We start from the raw sequence: 15406 nt of genomic DNA on the forward strand, positions 1-15406 counted from the left end.
AACAATGTTTCCTTTGGTCTCCCCCCGCCCCATCGCGCGCGCCACCCGACACATCCTGACGGAAAAGCAGGATCACATGGCCGGAATACCCCGGAGAACAGTCTCTTCAGGGAATCCCGGCGCCGTTCCATGGCTTCGGACGGCAAGGATGCACGCCCCGTTACAGCAGCCGTGTCCACGCCCGGTGGCCGTCGACCGGTTCGGAGCCGGGGTAGGCGGTCGCCAGGAGCTGCTCGGCGAGGCGGGCCGGACGTTCCGAGTAGGACAGAAGCTCCTCACCGTCTGCGGACTCGACGATGGCCAGGCCCGGGTGGCCGGCGGCGACTTGGTGCAGGGCGCGGCGGAGCCCGGTGATGCCAGTCAGCAGAAGCTGGCCGGGCCCCAGGGACGCGGAGGCGAGCGTGGCGAGGCTGATGGAACCGGGAGTGGAGCCGGTGGTGCGGGCGGCGAAGTCCAAACTGGCATACGCCTGGACCACGGCGGGACAGCACTGCCCGGCGCCTCGCCGGATGGTCACACGGTGACGGCGGTCCCGCGCGGGGGAGGCTGGCAGCCCGGGCTCGAGCAGGTGCAGGGTGCGGAACGGGTTGGCCAGCCCATCCTCGATGTTCGCCGCCTGGTCTCCGGGCGCGTACATGCTGATGAGGCAGCTGAGGTCGGCGGCGAGGACAGAAGCGGGCGGGGGCTTCCAGCCCGTGTTCTCTGCGGCGTCCGCGAGGTAGCCCTGCAACTCCGCGCGGCTGTAGCGGCTCAACGCGGCGTGCCCGAAGAGGTAGCGCCAGCTGGGCACCAGGCAGGGGGAGGCGCTCAGCAGCCACCAGTGCAGCAGCCACAAACTGGCGTCGAGTTCGACGAACGGGTCCGCGCCCCGGGCGTCGTCCAGGAGCCAGTGCGCCCGGGGCGTGGGAACGAGGCCGTTGCCGTCGCGGCGGGCCAGCCCGAATGCCTGGGACCAAAAGCCCATCGCGGGCACCATGCTCTTGCCAACGCCGAGAACGACGGGTGCGTCGGGCCGGCGCATGGAGGCGGGGTCGTGGAGCAGCGCCGCGTGGACCTTGCTGAGCCATCCGTAGCGGGGAGGGTATCCGCGATGACGGCCGAAGGCCGGGATGCAGTCGGTCAGCGGGGGCAGGGTTCGCACGGAGGTCCCTTTCCGGGGTGAGGGTCGCTGTGCCGGGAACACGGCCGTGTTCCCGGTTCCCTGGGGGCGCGCTGCGCATCCAGGCGTGGGCCGTTTCGTGGGTGACGGCCTCGGAGCGTCGGTCGGCAACCTGCGGTGATGCGCGGGCACAGGAGCCGACCGGTGGCGCGTGTCCGGCGGTGAAGGCGGTCATCGCGCTGTGCGGGTCCCGGTACCGGGCCGGGCCATCTTGTCGGGCGAGGGCATCGCGCCCTGTGTCGTCGCGTACGAGGTCACGGAACCCGCGCGCAAGCGGTCAGCCCGCCTCCGCGTCCTGGTCCGCCGGGCCAGCGGACGCGGAGCGGAGTGAAGGTGGGATCGACCGGGTGCGAAGGTTGCCGGCGATCTCGGCGGCCTCGGGCGCGTGCCGGTGACGAGCGATCACGGGGCGTTCTCTGGCGGTGTGTGTCCGGCGCCGCAGCTGCCGCACACGCTGTTGGGAAGAGGCGCGAGGCGTGGCGCCTGGGGCCGCGGGCGGGGGCTCGCCCATCCGCGGGCAGCCGAGGCGGGGCCCGCTGCGGTGGGGGCGACGGGCGGTACGGACGGCCGACGGCGCGGGGCGGGTGCCGCGGCTGGGCGCGGTCAAGCGCCGGGCTGAGGGGGCGCGGGCGTCGAGTACTTCGTGCACGCGGGCGTGGTGTCGCGGAGGTCGGGCCCTCGCAGCCCGCGGCTGCCGCGGGGCAGGAGTCCGCACTTGAGCCGTCCCTCGCCGTCGCGGTGCTGCTTGAGGACGCTGTGCGCGCAGTCCCCGCAGAAGGCGGACGGGGTGAGGAGGTTGGTGTCGAGCAGCGGGGCGCGGGTGGCCGGGTGAAGGCCCAGGTTGAGGAACTGGCGTATCGAGCCGCGGCCCGAACGGGCCGGTGCGGGGGAGAGGACAGTACTCATGGTCAGGGGTTCCTTCTGGATGAACGGGTGGGGGAACGGGGGCCGGTCGGCACTGTGGTGCTGGGTGGGTGTCGACCGGCCCGGCTTCGGATGGCTACTGAGCCTTGCGCTTGTCGACCTCGTACGACTTTCTGGCCGAATCGGTGATGTCGGCGAAGTCGAGACCGCGCAAGTCGGCATAGGCCCGCAGATCGGCCAGCAGCTTGGTCAAGGCGGCCGAGAAGGTGATGCGGGTGTCCTCAGCCATGTGCACGCGGAGAACTGCGGCTGCGTCGCTGGCGTGCACGTAGGCGTCGAAGCCGTGGTCGACGGATTCCGCGTCGTCGGGGTTGGCGAGCGGGCGGACGGACGCGTCGACGTTCGGCATGGCGGTCAGGGCCCGTTCGTCCAGCCGTGCGCCGGTGTCGCCGCCGAGACAGCGGTCGATGTCGGTGTGCATGTAGCGGGCCAGATGCATCAGGTCGCACGTGAGGTCGACCAGCGTCAGCCAGGTGACGCCAGTCCTCTTGCGGTAGGCGATGAGCGCGGCGGTGACGTCGGAGGCAGCGGCAGTTGACATGGGCGAACTCCTAGAAGGGAGAGGAAGTGGGCCGACGTGCGGCTCCGTGCGACATCTAAAATGCAATCAGAAATCGAGAGTTGCAATGCATTGGCCGTGCGAGACGGTCAGTGGCGCAACTGCTTGCCGTCGAAGTAGGTACCCCTTGGAACCCGGCTGCGCGGCAGGACGCCCGAGACGAGCGGGGAATCCAGGCCCGGGACGGCGGCGAGCTCGGTGCACTGGTCCAGCGCCTTGGCGGCCACCCGCGTGTCATCCCACCGCTGGCCGAGCATGACTCCCCCTCCGATATGCACGATCAGGTTGTCCATGGTGGTGAACCCGAGGCGCTGGTAGTACCCCTCCAGCGGAGGAGCGAAGTTGAGAGTCAGCAGCCCGTATCCGGCACGGGTGAACCGGCGTACGGCGTGCCGGACGAGTGCCGTCCCCACTCCGCCGCCGCGGCGATCAGGGCGCACCGCCACGGCAGAGATGATCCCGATCCGCGCGATCAGGTAATCCGCCAGGATGGGGTGGCTGACGCCCGGGTGCTCCAGGATCCAGCTCGGGGCGCCTCCCATGAGGGCGCCCAGCGGGGTTCCCGTGCTGTCCTCGGCGAGGATGACCAGGTTGGCGGTGCGAGAGAGGGGCCCGGCGGGGAGGTGCTCCAGCCCTGGGCGGGCACCCTCGAACGCTTCGGGGTCGTCCGGATTTGCAGCGGCGACCAGCCTCAAGACGGCATCGGCATCCGATGCCGTGGCGTCGCGAATGAAGATGTCGGGCAGGCCGGGCAGGCAGGTACGTGTGGCATTCACGGAAAAACTCCCAAGAGGCGCTGCGCCTCAGCGCATGGGTGGCAGGAGGGGCCGGACGGCGATCGGTCGGCCCCGGCTGGACACAACATTACAGCCGAGAACCGAGATGTGCAACGCATCCATGGTGGGCTGCCCTCCGGTGCCGTTCACGTCCTGCTGGGAGATGGGCTGCGGTCAACCTGCCACCAATGGCGTCCTTGGCGGCCTCTACCTCCGCCCAGGCCCGGGGCTCCTCCGGATGGGAGGCCCCGCGCGTTCGGGCCGCCCGGGACCGCGATATCCGCGAGCCGCCGCGCTCGGCGGGTGGGTGAGAACGCAGGGCGCAGCCGTCAATCCGGTGCTCCTCACCAGGGGCTGGGCGCAGTCGGCCGCGTCTCGCTGCTACGGGAAGCGGTGTTGTCGCCTACCGGCTGCCGGTCATGTCGCCCCAGACGGTGGAGAAGCTGTCGCGGGCCTTGTCCTGGACGCCGGCCGGGGCGATCGTGTAGAAGTCCTCGACCGTGCCATAGGACTTGCTGTCAGGGCGGGTGCGGGTGCGGACGCGGTCGATCCCGAGTCCATGGGCGCTCGTGGAATGCTCAACGGGCCGGTTCAGGGCTGCCGCGGCGTTGCGCAGGAAGGCGCCGGCTTCGGTGCGGCTCCCGGTGCGCACGGTTTTCACCGACCGGTAGACGGTGCCCTTGATGCTGCTGTCGCGGCATTCGGGCTTCGCGCAGCGGTCGCCGTGGGTTTTGCGGCATTCGGGTCGGCGGCCGGCGGTGTAGGCCCTCTGCACGCGGTAGACCGCCCAATCCTCCTCGTTGAGGCGTGCCTCGAACTGGCCGAGAGCATCCATGTTCTGGTCGTCGCTCACCCGGCGGAAAAGTGTGTCGTCCTTGTAGAGCGAGCTGTTGTCGTTGAGGGCCATGGACACGTACTCCAGCCGGAGCACGCGGGCGGCGAGGTCGGGGTACTTCCGCAGCCGCTTCAGGTGGTCGGGCTGAGGTGAACAAACGCCCGAAAAAGGGCATACTGGGCAATATGATTTAGATATGGTCAGTCCGGTGCGCTCCTTGACGTACCCCTCGACGCCCTTACGGTCCAGGCCGAGGCGGATCAGCGGAAAATCGAGGGCGAAGGTCGCGTAGCCGGTCTTCTCGTCCTTGCGGGCCTGGTGCTTGACGGCCTTCGCCGCCCGCTTGTACTCGTCCGCGTTGTACCCGAAGAGCTTGCCGACGGTCTGACCGCGGGCCTCGCTCAGCTGGAAGCTGTCGATCGGGAAACCCTTGAACTTCTGGCTGCGCTTGTGGCCGCCGGAGTACTGGGGAACCGTACCGTTGGCCTCCAGCTCGTCCATGAGGGTCCACCTGCCGCGGCGGTATTGCTTCCAGGGCAGTGTGGTGTCGGAGAGGACCTGAACGCCGGCTCCCTCGCGGTGCCCGGCCCGCGCCACCTGCACGTGCCGGATACGCCGGGCGCGCAGGAGGGGCAGGATGTGCTTCTCGACGTCGGCGAGGGTGTCAGGAAACTCGAAGCCGGTCAGAGCGGTGATTACAGAGAAGTCGGAGAAGTCCTCGGCGATCCCGAAGCGCACGGGATCGTCACGGATCGCCAGGAGCAGGGCCGTCGAGTCGACGCCCAGACCGTAGGCGAGCGACTTGGTGCGCGCCGCGCGGAAGGCCGCCAAGGCATCTGCGGAAGCCACCTGCGGCAGCGTCAAAGGAAGGGCCGGCGCGGAGGTATCGAACAGGGTCAGGGTCATGGTGGCTGCGCCAAGTGAGTCGGGGGGGGGGGGGGCCCCCGGGGCCCCCCCCCCGGGGGGGGGGGGGGGGAGGGCGTGCCCTGGGGGGGGGGGGGGCGCGCCCCCCCCCCCCCCCCCCCCCCCCCTGGGGGGAGGGGAAGAAGGTCTTCCGCGGCGTGGATGCGCCACTTGGCGGAAGGCGGCAGTGAAGGAGGCAGCACGCTGCGAGCTGTTGGGAGAGGCCCGACGTCCCGCCGGGCGCCCCGGAACGGAGGATCTCAGGCCGTCGGCGTCCGCCACGTCTGCGTGAGTTTCCGCTGGAGGTCGGACTCGTATGCGTCGGCCTCCGCCCCGTGGACCCGCTCGTAGGCATCGAGGTCGGTGGGGCTGGCGATGAGCCGGTGGAAGTCCTCCGGGAACACCTGGGCGAACAGGCGCATGTAGAGGTGGGCGGCGGCTGAGTTGAGAGGGGCGGGCAGGCTGCTTTCCATGAGGACGCAGATCATCTCGGCGGCCGTTGCGGGCTGGGTGTTCTTGCCCTCGGCGACCCGGTTGAGTACTTCCGCGGCGTGGGCCCGGTAGAGCCGCTCGGAGGTGTGGAGCCGGCCGTGGGTCGGCTTCACGAGAGGAAAGGCGCGCCAGATCGGTCCCTGGCCGCTCTCCTGGTGACGTTGCTGGGCTGCCTGGATCTCCGTTTCTGCCCATTCCCGCACGGCGAAGGTCGGGGCCAGCATCAATGCGAGGTTGCGCCAGATGTCGTCAATGGTCTGGTCGGAAGCGGTGCTCACGGTGTGTCCGTTCTGCTGGTCTCGGCGTCCGGCCCGCCCCACGCCCACTGGGTTTCTGATCACCAGTGCGACGTCCGGCGCCGGGCAAGCCGCGTCGGGGTACGAGGTCAGCTCTCTGGCCGGGCGGCGCGGACGGCTTCGATGCCAGCCCGGGTGAGCCAGGGGCGGTGCTTGGGGCCGGTGCGGCCGTCGTCGCCGTCGTTGGGCTGTACGGCGCCCCCGGTGTCCCGGTACTCGACCAGCCTGAGCCGGACGAGCGCGTCGACGGTCGGCCAGGCGGTCCTCGGCCCCAGGGCGCCGCTGTCGTCGGCGGAGTCGATGGCGGCGCGCTGCGAGTCGGTCAGGATCGCGCGGCGCCCTGCGCCGGTGATGATGTACGGCTGGCCGCCGGTGTCGGCCTGGGCGATGTCCGCGGGCAGGACGTAGCCGTCGGCGTCGTTGCGGTAGGCCAGACCATCGTCCAGGTAGACCTGGAGAGTCGTGCGGCTGACGCGGGACGCGAGATGCCCTTCGGGGTGCACGCAAGCGGCACGGAGGTGGTGGGCGGCGGGAGGATAGGTCTGCCCACTCATCGCGGTCCCTCCAGCGTGAGCGCTGAACCCCCTACGAGGGAGCTCTCCGTCGGCCCGGCCGCGGAGGGCCGCGGAGCGCGGCAGCCACGGCCCTCGCAGCACGTCGCTGCGCGGGGGTTGGTCCACCGGCACTCCGGGCAGCGCCACATCAGGCCCGTGGAGATCGCCGCCGCGTGGATCGCGGCCTTCTGGGCGGTGTCGGCGCCGGCCAGCAGTTCCTCCAGCGCGGTCGGATGCGGTGCGCTTGCTTGGCTGTCGGAGAGCAGGACGGTGTCCTCGACCTGGACGCGCAGCGGCACGGTGCCGTCCGGCCGGACGATGTGCTCCTCGTCGGCATCGTCGAGGTGCACCGAGACCCGCACGGTGCCGTCCTCGGGGTCCAGGTAGGCGAAGGTGAGTACGCCTGCGACCTCGATGCACGGCGGGCCGTCGTCGTCGGCGGGGTGGAGGACTGCGGCGCGGTTGAGGGCCGCAGCCTCGGCGGCCTCGGGGAAGGCGTAGGCGAGCGGCACAATGTGGGCGCGCCGGGGCCGGATGACATCTTCGGCGACCAGGTCGTAGCCCTCGTCCGGCAGCGCGGTGCCGGACGGCCCGTAGTAGAGCTCCACGGCCTCGGCGTCGTTGGTCGGTGGCTGCTCGGGCATGCCGTCCCGGCCGGAGAGGTTGTCCCAGTTGCCGCGCACGTAGGCGGCAAGCTCGGAGAGGGCCCCCGACGGCGTGGAGTAGATGGCGGTGGTGTCCTCGTGGCGGTTCCAGATCCGTAGCCGCCAGACCTGCTCGCCCGGCCGTGTCCCCACCAGAGCGGAGACGGCCGTGCTCGGTCGGCCGGTGGCCTCGGCCAGCACGGCGGCGCGGGCTCGGTCGGCCAGTTCACGGTCGGTGGGGGAGAGATCGGCAGCTGCCGGGGAATCGGCCAGGGTGCCGGCGATGCGGACCAGGGAATCGATCTCGGATGGACGGAAGCATGTAGCGATCATGATGTCCTCGTCGTGATGGGTGCCCGGCGGGCGGGGGTAGTCGGCCCGCCCGCCGGGCGAATGGAGGCGCCGCCGGGCACGGCCCGGGGCGCGGGGAGGTCACAGCCCCAGGGCCTGGAGAGCCTCGACCATCCGAATTGCCTTCGCGCGGTCGGGCGAAAGGCGGATGCGGCGGATACGTAGCGGGTGGGACGGCAGCTCGATCCCCACGGCCGCGCCGTCGGCATCCCGGCGGAGTTTGTACTGCTCCAGCGGCAGCATCCAGGCATCCCAGTCACGTGCCGGTCGGGCCGGTCGGCCCGGACCTCGTTGGACGAACCTGCCGATGGAGCAGAGGCAAGCCGGGTCATTGCAGCGTCTCAAGGAGGGGTGCGACGACGCGCCGCTCTCGCGGTAGGTCTCGGCCGTCCCGTTCAGCATGGGGCAGGCCTTCTCGGAGTACCGGAGGCACTGCTGGTGCAGTCCAGGCTCGGGGGCATATCCGGCGTCGACGTCCTCGGGGCGCACGACCACGAAGAGCCGTTCTCCCAGGGGTCCTTCACAGACCTGGCAGAGGCGTCTTTCGAAAGCAATGGCCTGCTTGTGCGGGTCGAGCTTGCCCAGGGCCACGATTCCGTTGTGCTCGAAGGACACATACGGGACCACCAGGCCGCCAAGCCGGGGCCGGTGGTCGCACATCGGAGGGACTGGAGGCACGCTCATCGCGCATCACTGCCGAGGGGAGCGGCCGACGCGGCGCGGGCGGAGCACAGCCGATGTATCAGCTGCCAGATGCGACTGGAGCGCCCGTACTCGTCGCCGGGCAATGTGGTCTCGAACAGGGCTCGGGCCAGCTCGATGTCCGTGGGGTTGGCGTCGACCCCGTACAGCGGCAGCACCGCGAGGATCAGCCGGTCGCGCTCTTCGACAGCGCACCCGCTCTTCTCGGCCAAGCGCCAGTAGCTCACCAGCGCCTTGCCGCGTGTGGGGTAGTCGCTCATGGCCTTGGGGGTCCAGGTGAGATGGCCCGTGTCGTCGGCCAGGGCGAGGGCTGCCTTGAGGGTGCTGTCACCGTTGTACGAGCGGAACATCACCGCGGCGAGCCAGACGTGGTGCTCGGGCATGCTCTTGAGCGATACCCAGCCCCAGAGTGCGGTCTCTGCGTTCTTGGTGACGGTGTAGTGAGGGAAGCGCTGGAGGACGCGGGAGTCGAGGGCCTCGGCGTACTTCTTGGCGTAGTCGGTCATCGGTGGTCCTTGTGGGAAAGGCGGGGCCTGCCGGATGCGGGCGTGGCAGCACCCGGTGCGGAGGTCGGACTAAGGGGCATCGAGATGGGAGGGGCGCACGTGGAGTGCTCCTCGCCGGACGCAGAAGGCCGGTTCCGTGCGGACGGCGGTAGTGCGCGCCCCAACCAGGCAATGACTACATTACATGTAGAGATCGTGTGGTGCAATATCGGACGTGTAGTGCAGCCCCCTCCGCCTCGACCGTGGCGAACGAGGCCGACAGCAGGGCCTGACAGAGCTGCCGGATTCCGCCCTGCTCCCACAGGGCGCGGGTCTCGGGCAGGGCGGCCGGCCACCACCGCACCGAGACCGTCTCCCCGACGACGTCGACGGCAACCCCGTACCCCTCGTCCCGGCTCCAGTCAGCCATCACCACGTGAGGGGACAGGACTTCGACGACCCGTCCATGAAGACGGACCGCTTCCTCCTTGGTGCTCCGGGCGGCGACCTGCACCGCCCGGGCCTCCGCCTCGGGCACCGGCCGGTAGACGGTGCTGCGGCTCTCGCCCTCGGTGACGACGAGTGCTCCGCCCTGCGCCCGAAGGACCCGCTCCCGGCCGGCCGCCACAGCCAGCTCGAGCACCTGGGTGGCGGAGACGACGGTGTCGGGATCCTCCCCGGGGACGGCCGTTGCCCGGTAGTGCTCGTGCCGGACCAGATTCACGGCGTGGCGGACATCCAGCATGGTGCGCGCGAGTTCATGAGCACCCGGCTGGTGGTGGGCGGCGTACTGGACAAGGCGCCGGTGGATCTGGGCGGCCTCATGGTCGGAAGGGTGTTGGAACTCGCTTCCTGTCACGTCCCGGACCACGAAGTCGATCACCTGCGGCAGGTAGGCGGCGGTGAAGGAGACCCGGCGAAGCAGCCGGAGTTCCAGCTGACTGTAGGGGCGCGGAACGAGGGCCTCGACGGTCTCGTGCATGGGGAAGGCGTCCCTTCTGTGTGTGGCCGGCAGCGGTGATTCACCGTCCGGGCGGCGACGGGGCGCTGATGAAGTCCATCCAGGCATCGTGTTCGGCCGGCGTGAGCACGGGGGTCGGCTCGATAGGTGCTCGCCCGAAGCACCGGTCGCACTGGTCAACGTCGTCCTGGTGCGTGCCGACGGCGGCAAGCCGTGGAGGAATCCGTGCACCGCACAGGGCTGCGACTTCTTGCGCGGGCGGTTGCAGCGTCAGGTGCAGGTGCCGGCCGTCGAGCACCGGACGGACCCGGACAACTCCCGGGGCCTCGGATTCGGCGGCGAAGTGCCGGGCCAGGAAACGCACGACGAGGTCCTGTGTGGCCCTGTGCCGGGCATGGGGCGTTCGCGTATCGACGGGCTGCTCCTCGACGGCGCGGAGCGCCGGTCTCAGCTCCGCGGCCAGCCGGGCGGTGAGCGCCTGCGCCTCGATGCGGAATGCGGAGCTGTCCCCGCGAGGATCATCGCTGCGCAGCCCGCACCAGAGCCAGGCCGAGGGCATGAACGCTGCGAGCTCGCCGAGGAGGTCGTAGGAACTGCTGACGGCCCAGACGACGTAGTGCGCACACGGGTGGTGGGAGCACGTTCCGGCGGGTGCCTGGCACATGCGCAACTCGAAGCGAACCCCAAGGGCGGTCGCCTGGGTGCGGACGATACCGACCTCGGCGGCTCCGCCGTCCGGCCGGTTCCTGCACCACCAGGCAGGTTCCCCCATCAGTATCGGGCCGGCTTCGCGGCTGGGGCCGAGACCGGGCGGCTCTGCCGCGCGGGCGGCGGACAGGGAGGTATGGGCCGAGATGACTCGGCCGTCGTCGATCACGAGATAGGTCATGAGGTGCCTCTCTGCGTCGGCCGGGCGCGGGAATGTGCCCGGCCGAGGGCGGGGACCGGCCGGGCCCGCTGCGGGGCCCGGCCCAGGATGGTCAGGCGGAAAGCTGCTCGGCGGCCGTGTCCGCGTGGCCGGGCAGACTGTTCTTGGGCGTCTTCCTGATGGCGATGCCGTCGTTCGGCAGATGCTTCAAACCATTGATCAGGTCCTTGAAACTCCGGCCGGGGCGGAAGCGCAGCGCCGAATGCCTCTTGACCAGGACTCGGCCACCGGTCTGCGGGTTGCGGGCGTACCGGGCCGGGCGGTCGACCTTTTCCAGGGAGCCGAAGCCGGTAACCGAGACGCGCTCACCGGCGACGACGGCACGAACCATGGCGTCCAGGACCGCGTCGACCGCAGCGGCGGCCTGCTGCCGTCCGCCGAGCTTGTCCGCGATCGCGTCCACGAGCTGGGCCTTGTTCATGTTGGGACTCCTTACTTTCATGGGGAGGGGGGAGGGCAGCGGGAGCGCGCCAGGGCGCGCCCCCGCTGTCGGTTCAAAGGCGGGAGTAGTGGCGGAGGGTCTTCTCGTAGTCCGCCAGGCGCGCCTTGGCGATCACCGTGCGGTCCGGCGTGCGCAGCACGATGCCCTCGGGACGGCGGCCACCGTCGGCGTCCAGCGCCACCTGCGTCTCCGGCAGCCGGGAGATGAGGAAGTCGCGCATCGCCTCGATGCCGGTCGGTACCTCGGCTGCCGGGATCAGCCCGAGACGCGGGGTGAGCTCGATGCCTTCCCACGCGGACAGGCCGCGCAGCTGCTTCTCTCCCCAGAAGGCCTGACCGCCGCGCTCACGCCAAGCCGAGACCTCGGCGGGCGTGCGCTGGAGGATGTCCTCGGGGATCGTGGCCGCGTCGAACATCCGGAAGCCGGTCCGGCCCTGGCCGGTGTACTGACGGGCATTCGGGCCGATCTTCCCGCCGTAGACCTCCAGGTAGAGCACCCGGACGTCACTGTCGGGGGCGGACAGGCCGTCCGCGACGGCCCGAAGCGCATCGACCACTCCCTCCTTCGGGTTCGCGATCAAGTCACCGCGAGCGTGCAGCAGTTCTTCGCGGGAGCCGATGACGTAGAACCCGTCCGGGAACACGATGATCCGTGCGTTGGTGCCGTCCACCTTCTCCGTGAGGACGACGTCGCCCTTGAAGGAGGTGGCGGTGTCGAGCAGGACACCGCCCTTCGGTGCGCGCTCGTGAAACGTGAGGATCGACGGGTACTTCGTGGCCGAATTGAGCGATTCGAGATTGAGGCTGCGCACGTCAACCATGGCTGTGGGTGCTCCAGTTCAGGTGGGCAGGCGCCGCTGTGCGCGGTGGCCGGATGAAGGAAGGAAGTCGGTCGCCGACCGGCGGTCTCGCTGACCCGACGACCAGAACACTACACGCAAAAATAGATGTACGCAACGCTATTCGTCGTATTGACGAGTGCTCGGTGTTGTGTCAGGCTGACATAGCGACAGCGGGCAGGAGTGTCGGGCGAGTTCACGCCCCCCTCCCCGCCGCGCCTATCCCCGACTTCCCCGAATGCCTCAACTCCCGGGAGAAAACCCGTGATGACGACATCCGTCGCTTCCTCCGCCGACACCACGCCGACCGCCGAGTTCCTCGGCACCCGAGTGTTGGACGCCCACGCAATGGACCGGGCCGCCGGTGTCCTGATCGGCGCCGCATGCGGCGATGCCCTCGGCGTCCCCTACGAGTTCGGTCGTCGACTCACCGACGACCAGCAGCCCGCCATGATCGGCGGTGGACTGGGCCCCTACAAGCCGGGCGAGTACTCCGACGACACCCAGATGCACGTCTGCATCGCCAGCGTCGCGGCGAGCGGAGCCGATCTGACCAGCCCCACCGCCCTCGACCAGATCGCCCGCAACTTCCACACGTGGCGCAAGGAAGGGGCCAGCGACATCGGGTCCCAGACCCGCAACGTGCTGAGCACCGCCGCGAGCAGCCAGACGGGCACGCCCGGGGAGGCCATGACGGCGGCGGCCGACGCCTACACTGCGCGCACCCGCTACAGCGCGGGCAACGGATCCCTGATGCGTGCCGGGATCGTCGCTCTCGCCTACCTCGACGACATCGACGGCATGGTGACGGCGGCCACCCGCATCAGCTCTCTGACCCACAGCGACCCCGAGTGCGTGGAGGCGAGCATCCTGTGGTGCTCGGGTATCCGCACCGCCGTCCTGGAGGGCACCTTTGATGGCGTCCGGCAGGGCGTCCAGCTCCTGCCCGCCGACCGCCAGGACCTGTGGAACGCGCGGCTGGACGAGGCCGAGACCAACCCGCCGCATCACTGGCCGCGTAACGGATACGTCGTCACGGCCCTTCAGGCCGCTTGGTCGGCCATCACCCGCACACCGGTTCCGGAGCACGCGCCGGAGCACCGATCGTTCCCCGCGCAGCACTTCCAGCTCGCCACGGAGGCCGCCGTACGCGCCGGCGACGACACCGACACGGTCGCCGCGATCACGGGCGCCCTCCTGGGCGCGCGCTGGGGTGTCTCAGCCATCCCCCTGGTCTGGCAGCAGGCCGTGAACGGGTGGCCCAACCTGACAGGCCCCGACCTCATCCGCCTGGCCGTCCTGACGGCCCGGAAGGGATTCGACGACCGCGACGGCTGGCCCTCGGCCCGCCGCGTGCCGATCCCCGCTTACGCGGGAGAAGCCTTCACCGTGGCACACCCGGAAGACCCCGGGCTGCGGCTGGGAAATCTCCCGCTCACCCAGTTCCGGGGCAACGCCCCGGTTGACGCGGTGGTGTCCCTGTGCCGCGTGGGCCAGGACCCCATCCTCTCCGGCACCGACGTCGAGCACGTGCGTGTATGGCTGGTCGACAAGCAGGGCGCGAACGCCAACCTCCACTACGTGCTCGACCAGGCAGCCCGGGAGATCGCCCGGCTGCGCCAGGAGGGCAAGCGGGTGCTGCTGCACTGCGTCGCGGGCCGCTCGCGTACCCCGGCCGTTGCCGCCGTCTACAGCACACTGCTCGGTACGCACCCGCACACGGCCCTGACGGCGATCTACCGGGCCCTGGGCCAGCGGTGGACCCTGTGTGCGCACTGGGAGCTGCACGACGCCGTATACGAGCTTGCCGGATACCACCCGCACCGTCCCCGGCCGTGGAGCCTCAGCCGTGTTGTGCGCAAGCAACGGTAGGACCGGTTCACATAGACACACCGGGTATGAGTCGGGGCCCCCCCCCTGCGAGGGGGGGGGCGCCGCCGACCCCGCCACCTGGCGCCGAAGCGCCCTTGCCCGCGCCGGCTACGGATGAAGTCGTACACCGTCTGGCGGTACCAGTGATAGGCGAAGACCTGGGGCTTTTCGTTGTCCTCCGGAGTCCGGTCAGCAAACGGGATCTGCCCACGGTTGTGGTAAGCGTGCATCGTGTCACGGGAGATAGGCTCGCCGCGGGTCGCGTTCCCCCAGATCGCGCCGAACTCGTCCACATTCAGCAGGTCCCGCGGGTTGCCTTCAGGCAACGGCTGGCGCAGTACCGGTCCCGTACCGCTGAACGACGCCCACACGTGCGGACGAGCCACCTTCACCCAGGCGTCGACCTCGTCCTGATCCCATACACGTGGTCTGCTGCGGAGCGGCTCGGGGAAGGCTGGGCGCACTACCTTGTCGCCCTCCCGCTTCTCCTCCGCCCGCACCCAGTTCTGCACGGTCGGCAGGGGCTGGCCGAACCGCTGGGCGATTCCGTCAAGGCCCAACTCGACGCGCTGCTTGCCCCGTGCGCGGCCCTTGCCCCCTGCGGGCGGGGCCGGCGACGTGCCTTCGCCCTCAGCCGGCGCGACTGCGGCAGTACCGGGTGCTGCCAGCACCAGCTGCTCCTGGGCCGCGGCCCAAGCCCGCTTCTTGTGCTGCCGGACCCAGCTGTCCACCTCGGCTGTGTCGTAGGTCTTGGTTCCGGGCAGCAACTGAGGAAAGTCGTCAGTCTTGGCCCAGTTGCGGACCGTCGGCTCGCTGACGAGGTACTTCGAGGCGATCTGACGGACCTTCAGACTTCGGGGCTCTTGCGCCATACTCACCGCCGACTCCGTGCCGACTCCACCTGCAGGGGCCGTCACCGTGGCCGACGCGCTGTCCTTCGGCCTCCTGGCGCGGCGCGGCCGTTCGAGCCACTTGTACACCGTCGACCGGTACCACCTCCGGTCGGTCACCTCAGGCTCTCCTGCCTTGGACTTCTCGCCTCCCGGTGTCCGGTCAGGCTGGGGCATGGTGCCCTTGGAGATGTAGCCCCGCAGGGTGGTAGCCGGCACGGGCTCCTTCCGGCCGATCACCAGGGCCTCGAGCTTGCCAATGTCCTCGAGCGACAGCAGGTCCTTGTCCCCACCCTTCGGCAGTCCCAGAGGGTTATCCGAGTCCTGCCCCTGCGCCCAGTAGATGCGGAAGTTGCGCTCCAGCCAGGCGTCCACGGCTGCGGCGCTGCGCACCAGGAGGGTGCCGGCCACGCCGGCCGGCCTTCCCGGGGGAAAGCCCTCCATGGACGTCCAGCTGTGCACCTGGGTCACCGTGACCTTGTAGGTTGCCGCGATGTCCTCAACGGTCAGGTCCTTGTCTTCGGCGTCGGCGGGGATCACCGTTGTCACTTCCTTGGTCGGGCCGGCGGTGGAGGTGCAGGCCTTGTCGGTGGCCCTGTGGCCGGAGCAGGTTCTGAGGGCTGGTGTCTGGGCGGGGGTGGTCGGCATAGCCGGCTTCTTTGCGCGCCGGCCCTGGATCGTGCAGGGGCAGGCGCGCCTAAAGTACATCTGATGGTCGAGCTATGCAACAGCGGATCGCCGGGGCGTTCGGCTGCCCGGGGAGCCGAACGTTGGAAGTGGGTGTTGGGGCCGAGC

At 70.0% G+C, this 15406-nt stretch carries 14 protein-coding genes and 1 pseudogene; 1 reads left to right on the forward strand and 14 read right to left on the reverse strand.

What is annotated here, in order from left to right; genetic code table 11:
- Nucleotides 1-160 precede the first annotated feature (160 nt).
- The 14 genes and pseudogenes from ACOTKD_RS31115 to ACOTKD_RS31180 all read right to left on the reverse strand — a co-directional run bounded on the left by ACOTKD_RS31115 (nt 161) and on the right by ACOTKD_RS31180 (nt 11831).
- On the reverse strand, nt 161-1141 hold the full coding sequence (locus ACOTKD_RS31115; RefSeq protein ID WP_424892347.1) for a DUF4007 family protein: 981 nt from the start codon (nt 1139-1141) through the stop codon (nt 161-163).
- A 621-nt stretch (nt 1142-1762) separates the two neighbouring features.
- Nucleotides 1763-2065, reverse strand: a complete 303-nt coding sequence (locus tag ACOTKD_RS31120) for a hypothetical protein (protein ID WP_424892348.1) — start codon at nt 2063-2065, stop codon at nt 1763-1765.
- A gap of 94 nt (nt 2066-2159) precedes the next feature.
- Nucleotides 2160-2624 carry a hypothetical protein gene (locus ACOTKD_RS31125; RefSeq protein ID WP_424892349.1) on the reverse strand — a complete coding sequence of 155 codons (465 nt, stop codon included), beginning with the start codon at nt 2622-2624 and terminating at the stop codon, nt 2160-2162.
- Between the two features lie 107 nt (nt 2625-2731).
- Nucleotides 2732-3418: a GNAT family N-acetyltransferase gene (locus ACOTKD_RS31130; RefSeq protein WP_424892350.1), complete on the reverse strand. Its 687-nt coding sequence runs from the start codon at nt 3416-3418 to the stop codon at nt 2732-2734.
- A 403-nt stretch (nt 3419-3821) separates the two neighbouring features.
- Nucleotides 3822-5102 (reverse strand): hypothetical protein, encoded by a 1281-nt coding sequence (locus ACOTKD_RS31135; RefSeq protein WP_424892351.1) that lies wholly within the window; start codon nt 5100-5102, stop codon nt 3822-3824.
- Between the two features lie 314 nt (nt 5103-5416).
- A complete protein-coding gene (locus tag ACOTKD_RS31140; protein ID WP_424892352.1) occupies nt 5417-5926 on the reverse strand; it encodes a hypothetical protein in 510 nt (169 codons plus the stop codon).
- Between the two features lie 107 nt (nt 5927-6033).
- Nucleotides 6034-6498, reverse strand: coding sequence for a hypothetical protein (locus ACOTKD_RS31145; RefSeq protein WP_424892353.1), 465 nt, complete (start codon nt 6496-6498; stop codon nt 6034-6036).
- Nucleotides 6495-7475: a hypothetical protein gene (locus ACOTKD_RS31150; protein ID WP_424892354.1), complete on the reverse strand. Its 981-nt coding sequence runs from the start codon at nt 7473-7475 to the stop codon at nt 6495-6497. Before ACOTKD_RS31150 ends, ACOTKD_RS31145 begins: the two co-directional genes overlap by 4 nt.
- 99 nt (nt 7476-7574) lie before the next feature.
- Nucleotides 7575-8108: a hypothetical protein gene (locus ACOTKD_RS31155; RefSeq protein WP_424892355.1), complete on the reverse strand. Its 534-nt coding sequence runs from the start codon at nt 8106-8108 to the stop codon at nt 7575-7577.
- A gap of 65 nt (nt 8109-8173) precedes the next feature.
- Nucleotides 8174-8701 (reverse strand): hypothetical protein, encoded by a 528-nt coding sequence (locus ACOTKD_RS31160; RefSeq protein WP_424892356.1) that lies wholly within the window; start codon nt 8699-8701, stop codon nt 8174-8176.
- A gap of 175 nt (nt 8702-8876) precedes the next feature.
- Entirely contained in the window at nt 8877-9662 is a 786-nt protein-coding gene (locus tag ACOTKD_RS31165; RefSeq protein WP_424892357.1) for a hypothetical protein, read from the reverse strand.
- A gap of 40 nt (nt 9663-9702) precedes the next feature.
- Nucleotides 9703-10530, reverse strand: coding sequence for a hypothetical protein (locus tag ACOTKD_RS31170; RefSeq protein ID WP_424892358.1), 828 nt, complete (start codon nt 10528-10530; stop codon nt 9703-9705).
- 106 nt (nt 10531-10636) lie between these two features.
- Nucleotides 10637-10990: pseudogene (locus tag ACOTKD_RS31175) on the reverse strand (HU family DNA-binding protein); the annotation flags it as partial.
- Nucleotides 10991-11063: 73 nt separating this feature from the next.
- Nucleotides 11064-11831, reverse strand: coding sequence for an RNA ligase family protein (locus ACOTKD_RS31180; RefSeq protein ID WP_424892359.1), 768 nt, complete (start codon nt 11829-11831; stop codon nt 11064-11066).
- Between the two features lie 285 nt (nt 11832-12116).
- On the opposite strand from ACOTKD_RS31180, the gene ACOTKD_RS31185 reads away from it, so the two are divergent.
- Nucleotides 12117-13721, forward strand: a complete 1605-nt coding sequence (locus tag ACOTKD_RS31185) for an ADP-ribosylglycohydrolase family protein (RefSeq protein ID WP_424892360.1) — start codon at nt 12117-12119, stop codon at nt 13719-13721.
- Nucleotides 13722-15406: the final 1685 nt, after the last annotated feature.

This window comes from Streptomyces sp. XH2 (assembly GCF_049725035.1).
Taxonomy (GTDB): Bacteria; Actinomycetota; Actinomycetes; order Streptomycetales; family Streptomycetaceae; genus Streptomyces; species Streptomyces roseoverticillatus.

Coding starts and splice junctions, on each gene's coding strand:
- ACOTKD_RS31125 (WP_424892349.1), bottom strand. CDS start 2,624: ATGTCAACTGCCGCTGCCTCCGACGTCACCGCCGCGCTCATCGCCTAC.
- ACOTKD_RS31180 (WP_424892359.1), bottom strand. CDS start 11,831: ATGGTTGACGTGCGCAGCCTCAATCTCGAATCGCTCAATTCGGCCACG.
- ACOTKD_RS31160 (WP_424892356.1), bottom strand. CDS start 8,701: ATGACCGACTACGCCAAGAAGTACGCCGAGGCCCTCGACTCCCGCGTC.
- ACOTKD_RS31170 (WP_424892358.1), bottom strand. CDS start 10,530: ATGACCTATCTCGTGATCGACGACGGCCGAGTCATCTCGGCCCATACC.
- ACOTKD_RS31120 (WP_424892348.1), bottom strand. CDS start 2,065: ATGAGTACTGTCCTCTCCCCCGCACCGGCCCGTTCGGGCCGCGGCTCG.
- ACOTKD_RS31150 (WP_424892354.1), bottom strand. CDS start 7,475: ATGATCGCTACATGCTTCCGTCCATCCGAGATCGATTCCCTGGTCCGC.
- ACOTKD_RS31185 (WP_424892360.1), top strand. CDS start 12,117: ATGACGACATCCGTCGCTTCCTCCGCCGACACCACGCCGACCGCCGAG.
- ACOTKD_RS31145 (WP_424892353.1), bottom strand. CDS start 6,498: ATGAGTGGGCAGACCTATCCTCCCGCCGCCCACCACCTCCGTGCCGCT.
- ACOTKD_RS31165 (WP_424892357.1), bottom strand. CDS start 9,662: ATGCACGAGACCGTCGAGGCCCTCGTTCCGCGCCCCTACAGTCAGCTG.